Annotated in this window: 9 protein-coding genes and 1 pseudogene; 3 read left to right on the plus strand and 7 right to left on the minus strand. The window is 67.6% G+C overall.

Going from position 1 to position 7974, the window contains the following annotated elements; translation table 11 throughout:
* Window positions 1-392, minus strand: a pseudogene (locus tag ACFWMZ_RS27910) (transposase); the annotation flags it as partial.
* A 61-nt stretch (window positions 393-453) separates the two neighbouring features.
* Here ACFWMZ_RS27910 and ACFWMZ_RS27915 point away from each other — a divergent pair.
* Together ACFWMZ_RS27915 and ACFWMZ_RS27920 are read left to right on the plus strand one after the other, a co-directional pair.
* On the plus strand, window positions 454-843 hold the full coding sequence (locus ACFWMZ_RS27915) for a hypothetical protein (RefSeq protein ID WP_383173673.1): 390 nt from the start codon (window positions 454-456) through the stop codon (window positions 841-843).
* Window positions 844-1069: 226 nt separating this feature from the next.
* Window positions 1070-2428, plus strand: coding sequence for a hypothetical protein (locus ACFWMZ_RS27920; protein WP_383204936.1), 1359 nt, complete (start codon window positions 1070-1072; stop codon window positions 2426-2428).
* Between the two features lie 228 nt (window positions 2429-2656).
* Here the strand turns inward: ACFWMZ_RS27920 and ACFWMZ_RS27925 are convergent, their stop codons facing one another.
* From ACFWMZ_RS27925 to ACFWMZ_RS27950, 6 genes are all read right to left on the minus strand, one after another.
* Window positions 2657-3328, minus strand: a complete 672-nt coding sequence (locus tag ACFWMZ_RS27925; protein WP_383173679.1) for an ATP-binding cassette domain-containing protein — start codon at window positions 3326-3328, stop codon at window positions 2657-2659.
* A complete protein-coding gene (locus ACFWMZ_RS27930; RefSeq protein WP_383204939.1) occupies window positions 3325-5415 on the minus strand; it encodes a hypothetical protein in 2091 nt (696 codons plus the stop codon). Before ACFWMZ_RS27930 ends, ACFWMZ_RS27925 begins: the two co-directional genes overlap by 4 nt.
* A 118-nt stretch (window positions 5416-5533) precedes the next feature.
* Complete coding sequence (locus ACFWMZ_RS27935; RefSeq protein ID WP_383173685.1) at window positions 5534-5821, minus strand: lactococcin 972 family bacteriocin; 288 nt, start codon at window positions 5819-5821, stop codon at window positions 5534-5536.
* 341 nt (window positions 5822-6162) lie between these two features.
* Window positions 6163-6387, minus strand: a complete 225-nt coding sequence (locus tag ACFWMZ_RS27940; RefSeq protein WP_383173688.1) for a hypothetical protein — start codon at window positions 6385-6387, stop codon at window positions 6163-6165.
* A 94-nt stretch (window positions 6388-6481) separates the two neighbouring features.
* Window positions 6482-7009, minus strand: a complete 528-nt coding sequence (locus tag ACFWMZ_RS27945) for a hypothetical protein (protein WP_383204941.1) — start codon at window positions 7007-7009, stop codon at window positions 6482-6484.
* Entirely contained in the window at window positions 7006-7452 is a 447-nt protein-coding gene (locus ACFWMZ_RS27950) for a hypothetical protein (RefSeq protein WP_383204944.1), read from the minus strand. The genes ACFWMZ_RS27945 and ACFWMZ_RS27950 overlap by 4 nt, the downstream gene beginning before the upstream one ends.
* A 208-nt stretch (window positions 7453-7660) precedes the next feature.
* On the opposite strand from ACFWMZ_RS27950, the gene ACFWMZ_RS27955 reads away from it, so the two are divergent.
* The coding region (locus ACFWMZ_RS27955) for an IS110 family transposase (protein ID WP_383204947.1) at window positions 7661-7974 on the plus strand (314 nt) is incomplete at its 3' end.

A 7974-nucleotide genomic window follows, 5' to 3' on the forward strand; every position in this document is an offset into this window, starting at 1 on the left:
GCTGCCGGGGCGGCTGCGGTCAACTGGTGAAGGGCCGGTGTGAGCCCCCCTTTCAGGGCTCTGACGTGAGAGCCATCGATCGAGCAGTCGTCCATGTCCAGCAGGTCGGCACGTCGGAGCTCGAGGAGCAGGGCTTCGTGCAGCCGGGGCCATACCCCGGCCTCGGTCCAGTCCCGCAGCCGCCGCCAGCAGGTGACCCCGGAACAACCGGTCCGTTCGGGCGGGACGTCCGCCCAGGACACGCCCTTCCGCAGGACATACACGATCCCGGCCAGCGCAGTACGGTCGTCGACCGGCTTGCGTCCGGGAAACCGGTGCCGCCGCGGCGGCCGTGCCGGGATCAGCGGGGCTATCCGCTCCCATAGGTCGTCGGGCACAAGATTGTTGTTCACGCCGGAAGCGTGCCAGAACAAAGCGGTTGAGGAGGGCGAATCGGCCCGGCACACTCGCCCGATGAGCGACAGCACACCATCGGGCAGCTGGGATGGACCCTGGTACCGCGTCCGTACGGCACAGTTCGAGGCCGCATTCCTCCCGGATGCCGGCGAGGAGCTGGAGACGGTGGACGACATCGACGTCGAAGTGAGGCTGCCCGATGGTTCGCGGTGGAGCGCGACCATCTGCACTGTTACCCAGGTCGAGGTCCTGATGAAGCGGTGGGCGAAGAGCGGAGGGGCCCTGGGAGGCCGCTACTTCTGGTGCTCGGATGGGCTCATCGTCCGCGACGCTGGCATCAGCAAACGATCAGTAACCCTGATCACCAGAGAGCTACACAGCCCGTCAGCCAGCACCGGATCAGCGTTCAAACCGCCCCTGGGAGCGAATACGAAACGGGACAGATGACAGGGAGCGACAAGACACCTTGGGACACCTGCCCCGGTGCGTACGCGGCGAGGGGCAACCTGCCCCGGGACGACCAGCGAACTGAACAACTTCACCCGGGACAGCGACAAGATGACGAAGGACGGGACACCTGCCAAATCCCCAGGTCACAACGAGAAGGCTCCCTGCAAGCAGGGAGCCTTCTCGTACAGCCGTACTCAGCGGCTACCGAGGCATTGTCCGGGCCGTGGACGAGGAGCGCCGCGTCCTGGTCGAGTGGCGCCAGAAGACCGCCGAAGGTCACCAGGACCACGCTGAGTGGGTGGACGCCGACTACATCGCGCAGGGCGGCCTGAGCCTCGGATACGCGATCACCGGGCACAAGAGCCAGGGCCTCACCGTCCAGGAGGCTCTGGTCTACGGCCCCGGCGCACAGGCCAACGCCCTCTACACCATGCTCTCCAGGGACAAGAGGGAGAGCCACCTCTTCCTCCCCCTGTCCGTCTACGAGACCGACGCCGACCGCGCCCGAGCCGGTGAACCGGAGACCGACCAGGAGCAGCTGGACCGCGCCGTCGCCGGACTCCTCCGGGAGATCGAGTCCGGCACCGAGGAGCGCATGGTCCTCACGGAACTCCCGGACCACGCCGTCCCCGACCAGGTCCGCGAAGTTGTGGAGACCCTCCCCGGCCCGCGTGCACCGCGGAGTCAGGATGAACCGGAGGACGCACCGCAGGCCGACGCTCGGGGCCCGCACCGCGATGGCCCACCCGTCGAACAGGCGGCTGGCCCAATCCGCGCTGACCAGGAAACGGGACGGCCGTACGGCCACCTCAGCAGCAGCGCCTTGCGGGACGCCATCCGCAAGGCCGCAGCCGCAACGCGCTCGACCCGGGCAGCCGCTGAGGAAGCGGAGACGGCGGCGGAGCGTGCGGAGCAGCTGGCGTCCGTGGACCAGGGCCCGAACGTGCTCGACCTCCACCGCCGGCACCAGGACCTGAGGAGCCGTGCCGCCGCGATCATCGAGGCTCGCTCGCTGGCCGAGGCCATCGAGGAGCGGACCTCGGCACACGAGGACCAGGACCGCCGACTCCACGAGATCGAACTCCGTCTGACCGCTGCCTGCCGGTTCGGACGGCCTGCCCTTCGCGGCAGCGACCGCGCAGCAGCTGAGACGGCACGCCTCGGGGTGATCCGCGCCCGCGACGAGATCAGGCGGGAACTGGACGAACTGGCTGCTCGACTTCGGCGAACGTCCGCAGTCGCCGGGCCGACCGCCGAGCACGCGAGCGTGCTGGCCGAGGTGCAGGCCCCCCGCGACGAGGACACCCTCCTCCGCTCGGCGCGAGAGCAGGACCGCGATCACGCCCGACAGCTTCGGGCTATGGCCGAGCGGGACCGCGGGGTCGCTGCCAGGGCAGCGCGCCGGGATGCTGAGCTCGGAGATGAGCTGCGCCGGCGACCGCCCGACCGGGCCGCCGCAACTGCGGAGCACCCGCGGCGGAGAACGGCAGGCAGCATCTACGCGAATGAGTACGGGCACTCTGAGGTGGCGTGTTGTGCTGCGCTCCTACCGGATGACGCTCAGGTAGCCCCAAGGACATAGGCATGGATGGGCGGCCGAGGCTCTCGGCTGTGCGGCTCCGTTCCTGCCACATCGCCGCCGTGAGTGGGCGGGCCGTCTGGCAAGAGCACACCATGGCCGCGGCATGTCGCGCTCAGAACAACCTGAGGAGTACGCGCTCGATGATTGTCAGACTGTGGGTGCCGTAGATGAGGAACAGAACGGCGGCGACTACGACAGCGGTGGCAACGCACCATGTAAGTCGGGCATTCATGCGGTGGTGCACTCCTTTACAGGGATGGGGTGTTGGGAGTTGCCTAGGTCGAGGACACTGTCACACAGCTCCTTGACGGCGGGGTTGTGGGTGGCGATCACCACGGTGCAGCCAGTGTCGGCCAGGTCACGCAAGGTGCTGATGACCATGTGGGTGTTGCCCAGGTCGAGGGCACCGGTGGGCTCGTCGGCGAGGACGAGTGCAGGCCGCTTGACGATGAGGCGAGCCAGGGCGACTCTTTGTTGCTCGCCACCGGAGAGTCGATGGACGACATCGGTCTCACGTCCGGAGAGGCCGACCTGTTTCAGCGCTGCGGCGGGGGTGCTGCCGACCGTGCGGCGCGAGCGCAGGGGCTTGAGGACGACACTGAGGTTTTCGGCGACGGTGGCGTTGTCGATCAGGGCGTAGTTCTGAAAAAGGTAGCCAAGCGTGTCGCGGCGAAAGGCCCGGGCCTTGCGGGCGCTGAGCCGGGTGAGGTCGCTGCCGTCGTGCACGATGGTCCCCGAGGAAGGGGTGTCCAGGAGCCCGAGACAGTTGAGCAGGGTGGATTTGCCCGAACCGCTGGGCCCGGTCAGCGCGAGCATGCGCCCGGCTTCTACGGTGAAGGTCAGTTCTTGCCACAGGGCTCGGTCACCGAAGGATTTGGACAGTCCTTTGAGGTCGATCACGCTTCGGTCGATCCTTCCTTGACGATACGACGGTGGAAGACGGCCAGGACCGTCAGAGCGGTAGCGATCTCGACCAGGGACAGGCCGGCGATGACCGTCAGGTCCTGGCCGGTGATCTCCACCGGGTCGCGGGGGGCGGGGATGCCCATGGCTGCGTACTGCTCAAGACCTTGGTTTGCCTGGTGGACTTGGTACGGAATCCAGCAGACTAGGAGGGTGACGATTGCTGCTTCGGCGGCCAAGAGTGTGCGATGGGTGGCGGTGAAGGTCCAGCCGTGAATATGGCGCGCAAATATCAACTGGGCGTTCTTGCGGCTATGGACAATGACTACACCGATGCCAGCGACGAGCAGGACCATAAGCGCGACAGCAAGGTTGAACACCCGCAAGCGGAAGTCGGCGGTGATGTCTCGGATGGCCTGGGCGGCGTCTGCGGCGACGGGGCTGATGCCGACCACCTCGTTGCGTAGGCCCCTGGTGGCGATGCCGTCGGTGATGTCGGTGGGATCAGGAAAGACGATGCTGCGCTGAGAGGCGTAGGAGGTGTACCCCTTGTCGCTGAGGTACTCGCTCCCGTTGGGCAGCACCGCGACGACGGGGTCGGTGAGGAACGAGGCATCCGAGGGTCTGTCCTGTCCTGCCGCACGGCTACCTCGGGCGTTGTACGTGAATATCTCCTGGTCCGCTGCGGTGGGGCGCACGTCGATCTGGTCCCGAGTGATCTGGTCTGGCGCGGACGGGCTCACCAGGTTCGGCGCTAGTGCTGCGAGCCGGTCGGTGAAGGCGGTGAGGCCCTCAGGTACGAGCAGAAGAATGCGCCCCTTCCGGCCGGTCGTGCCGGGGTCCGGGCGGCCGTCCGGGGCGAGGATCTTCTGTTGCGCAAGGAAGGTTTCGTTGGCCACGACGAAGTCGGCGGCCGGTATGTCCTGGGCGTCGCGCGAGCGAGCGAGGTCTCTGTGGCCTGCCAAGACGATCTCGCCGTTGCCGTCGGCGTGGCGTAGCCAGGGGCCGATCTTCGTCTCCATCTGCTTCAGCGCGTCCGGTGCCCCGAGGTAGCCGTTCAGTCGAATGGCGGAGGCGTCGCCCACCTTCTCGTACACGCTGAGGTGCTCCTGGCGGCGAGTCAGGTCCTGTCCGGCCTGGAGAACCGAGGCCGCGATACCCAGGGCGAGCAGCAGCGCGGGGATACGGACCAGGTAAGCGGCGTAAGCGGTGGAGCGAGCTGGGATCTCACCCTTGAGAGCGGCGAGGATACCCGTGCGCGCGGTGAGGGCGAGGGTTCCTGCGTGGGCGGCGAGGACAAGGGCGGTGAAGGCTAGAGCCGTCCCGACGGCGAGAAGGGCGAACAGGCCGAACCAGGCCAGGCGGTTGTACCAGGCCAGCAGCCCAGTGGTGAAGACCGTCACAAGAACAAGGGCGCCCATCCAGGGACGTGCCAGACAGCGCACATCCCGGGCGAGGATCGCCGGCAGTGACATGCCCTGCAGGCGCAGCACGCCATAGGACTTGGCGTTGAGAAGGACTCCAGCGCCAGTCATGGTAAGGCAGACCAACGCGACCACGATCAAGGAGCCGGCCAGGGCGCTGCCAGCGTAAGAGTAGGAGAGCTCGTCGAGGGAGGCGGGCTGGGGATGCCACGCGGTGAGGCCCTGCTGTTGCATGAGTTCGAGGAAGGGACCGACGGCGTCGGGATCACCGAAGAGGTAGTACATACCCCGGGGATCGCGGTCCGAGATCTCCGCGTACGGCCGCGTAACGGTGGCTTGCCCGGGGCTGAAGGTCGGGTAGCCACCATCGATCCACTCGGCGCGAGGGCCCGTTCCTGTCAGATAGAGGTCGCGACTGCGGTCGGGGTGTTCCAGGTTGAGTTCCTGGCGGCCCACAGTGACGTCGTGATCGCGGGCGAAGGCCTCGACGGCTTTCCCGATCGCGCTGCCAGTGGTGGTGTCCCTTGACTCGGTGACCTGAACGACCGCGTCGTAGCCAAGTGTCCACTGGTCTTCGAAGCTCCGGAGGAACAAGAAGGAGAACAAGGCGGAGAACGCCAGAACAAGGGCGTGGGCGAACTTGACACCACGATGCAGCATGAATATCCACGGGGGGCTTCGTAGGGGGATCGGCCGACCATAACGGCACTGCGCATGCCCCCGAAGGGCCGCAGGAGGCGGGCCCCTTCGGGGGCATGCAAGTCGTGCTGCTAGCTCGTCAGCACTCGGTCTTGTAGTAGCTCTTGTTGCCGGAGAGCGCGGCCTTGGCCTGCGTGATGGACCAGCTGCCGGCGCTGGCTACGTCGCTGTCGACCTCGGCTCCCACCGAGGTCGAACCGTGGCACTTGGACTTGTGGTAGTAGTCCGACCAAACAGTGGCCGTGCCGGCTCCGTAGTCCCATGTTCCGCCACCCACGTTCACCACGGTCGCCATCGCCGGAGTGGCAGCCGCCACGACCAGCGCACTGGAAATGGCAACAGACTTCAGCACGCGCTTGAGTCTCATCTTCAACTCACCTTCGGTTGGGCACGTGATGGATGCCGGAACGGCATCGAGCAGAAAGAACCTTCACAGTGAAGGATGCGGAAGAGAAGTGAAGATCAAGACGCATGCGGACGCGAAACTGGCTGCAATTGCTTCTTGGCATATGCATGCCGAAGTTTGGGGGTCCGTCTCGGGTGCCTGCGGCGGGCGCGGAGCGGTGTCATCGTCCTGGCGCATCAAGAAGACCGTCGTCAGGTCTTCCGGCGCGAGCCGGTCCCTCCTCTGAGGTGGGAGGTGGGGCGCCCGCGCCGGAACGTCCGTCCCGGAGTAGGGAGTCGTAAAGCCCGGGGCGGAGCCTGGAGCTACGGCCGGGGCGCGAAGGTCGCGCGGGGCCGCATGACGGCGAGGGTGGGCGGAAGCACCCAGACCCCGGGCAGGCCGCCCAGGAGCGCGGCCTTGCCGTCAGGGTGGAGCTGGCGCAGATCCTTTATCGGGTACCACTCGGCCTCGCGCCCCACGAGATCCCCGACCCGCACACCTTGGGCGGTGATGGTCAGCACGTCGTAGGTCGACCGGGGCCTGGTCACTGGCCCCTCCCCACGGAGGAGACCAGCAGGACGAGCAGCGCGAGGAGGACGAAGAGGTACCCGGCCTTCAGGGCGCGCTCTCGCGGTCGGCGGCTCACGCGACGCGCTCCCCGATGAGCGAGACCACGCGGCCGGCAACCCGGGGGTCGATCTCGCTCAGCGGCACCCAGACCTGCGGGGCGCCGGGAACGTGGGCGCAGAGGCCGGAGTGCGCGCGGAAGAGGTACCGGATCACCACCTTGCCCCGCTGACCGTCCTCTTGATCGGCGCGTCCGAGGTCGAGGAGCAGGGGCGCTTCCCACCCGGGCAGTGTCCACGGTCCCCCCACGCCGAGCGTCCGGGCCAGAGTGACGGCGGCCTCGGGGTACGTGTCGCAGTCCGCGAACGGCGCCGCCTCCGGCAACTGCGCCTGCGTGCGCCCCTGGAGCATCAGCACCATGCCGCGCTCGTCCACGACTACCGGCGACACCCGAAGGACCGGACAGGTACCCCGGTGGGCACAGCCGCCGGCAAGTACATGCTGGCCGAGCGTCTGCCACAGCGGCGCGAGGATCAAGGACTCCGCCGGGTAGCGGTGCGTGTAGGCGCTGACGACCTTCGCGGCCTCGGACGCCGAGATCATCCCGCCACCCCCGTGAGCCAATGGCGCTGGCCGGCGGTCGCCAGCCCGCTCGGCGGACGAGGGGCCGGGTCAGCGCGCGGGGCTATGGCGCCGTCCTCCGGCTGGCTGGTGACCTCCTGGGCGTACGCGACGTAGCGCCGGACGAAGAGAGCCAGGCTACGCATGTAGGTGAAGGCGGAGAAGACGAGCGCCTGATGGTCCGGGGCCTTCCGGACAAGGTCGTCCGCCTCGGCGCGGAGACTCCGCCCCTCCAGGTCCGCCCCGGTGCTCCCACTCCGGGTGAGCCTGATGATCTCTTCCGTCAGCTGGCCCGTCCGGGCGTGCATCTCGGCGCGGGTAGTCGTGTCGAGCTGGGGTGCCAGCACCTCGTCCACGAGGCGCGTCGCCTCCGTGTTGACGGGCTGGGCCCTGCGCCGACTGCGATTCGTGAGGTTGTGCGTCATAGCTGTCCTACCTTCTTGGTTGTGGGTCTGAGCTGGTCATTCGTACGATCGGCGGGCCCAGGGGCTCTGGGTATGGCTCTCATGGTTTCGCCGCCAGATGGCTCAGGAGACTTGACCGCCCGGAGCCCCGCGACGACTCGACCGCTGATTGGGAGATGCGACTCGATCGCTGTGTAGGACAACGTCGGCGAGGTCGTCTGCGGGATCGATGTACGACGAGCTGGCGGAGGGGAACGTGCCCGAGATCTGGGCCGGAGTGGACATCGGCAAGACGCACCACCACTGCGTGGTGATCGACTCGGACGGCAAGCGTCTGCTGTCGCGCCGGGTCGCGAACGACGAGAGTGAACTGCTCGCCCTGATCGGTGATGTCCTGGGGATATCCGCCGACGCGCTGTGGGCTGTGGACCTCAACCACGGTGGTGCCGCGCTGCTGATCGGGCTGCTGGTCAGTCACGGTCAGCCGGTCGCCTACCTCACCGGCCTGGCGGTCCGCCGGGCCGCTGCCACCTACCCGGCAGG

The sequence above is a fragment of the Streptomyces sp. NPDC058373 genome (assembly GCF_042723275.1).
In the GTDB taxonomy this organism is placed as follows: Bacteria; Actinomycetota; Actinomycetes; order Streptomycetales; family Streptomycetaceae; genus Streptomyces.

Bases quoted from the DNA above. Each gene is read 5' to 3' on its own strand.
- ACFWMZ_RS27915 (WP_383173673.1), top strand. From the start codon at position 454: ATGAGCGACAGCACACCATCGGGCAGCTGGGATGGACCCTGGTACCGC.
- ACFWMZ_RS27930 (WP_383204939.1), bottom strand. From the start codon at position 5,415: ATGCTGCATCGTGGTGTCAAGTTCGCCCACGCCCTTGTTCTGGCGTTC.
- ACFWMZ_RS27935 (WP_383173685.1), bottom strand. From the start codon at position 5,821: ATGAGACTCAAGCGCGTGCTGAAGTCTGTTGCCATTTCCAGTGCGCTG.
- ACFWMZ_RS27945 (WP_383204941.1), bottom strand. From the start codon at position 7,009: ATGATCTCGGCGTCCGAGGCCGCGAAGGTCGTCAGCGCCTACACGCAC.
- ACFWMZ_RS27950 (WP_383204944.1), bottom strand. From the start codon at position 7,452: ATGACGCACAACCTCACGAATCGCAGTCGGCGCAGGGCCCAGCCCGTC.